The following is a 521-nucleotide window of genomic DNA, read 5'->3' as shown; positions in this document are numbered from 1 at the left end:
GACCTGGTGGCCAAGGTGCTGATCGACCCGGGCAGCCGGGTGCTGGTGGAAACCCCGACCTACCTGGGTGCGCTGCAGGCTTTTGGCCCGATGGAGCCCGAGGTGGTGGGCGTGCCCGGCGACGACGAAGGTCCGGCGCTGGCCGGGCTGCGACAGGCCCTGGGCCTGCGCGACGAGACAGCCGATACGTCCGAAACCCCGGAACGCCGCCGGCTGCTGCAGTTGGACCTGACCCCGGCCCGGGGCTTCCCGCGCTTCATGTACCTGCTGCCCAATTTCCAGAACCCCACCGGACGCACCATGAGCGAGGCGCGGCGGGCCGCCCTGAGCGCGGAGACCCAGCGCCTGGGCCTACCCATCGTGGAAGACAACCCCTACGGTGACTTGTGGTTCGACGCTCCACCGCCCGCGCCCCTGACCGCCCGGCACCCCGCCGGCTGTGTGTACCTGGGGTCGTTCTCCAAAGTGCTGGCCCCTGGGCTGCGGCTGGGCTTTCTGGTGGCGCCGCCCGCGCTGTACCC

Annotated in this window: 1 protein-coding gene; it reads left to right on the top strand. The window is 71.4% G+C overall.

Features of this window, described 5'->3' with window-relative positions; all coding sequences use genetic code 11:
* Positions 1-521: aminotransferase class I/II-fold pyridoxal phosphate-dependent enzyme (locus HA630_RS01765; protein ID WP_166832177.1), on the top strand; the 521-nt coding region annotated here is incomplete at both ends.

It is taken from the genome of Aquabacterium sp. A08, from assembly GCF_011742065.1.
The sequence above is the reverse complement of the archived record's forward strand: the minus strand, read 5'-3'. Positions and strand labels throughout refer to the sequence as shown.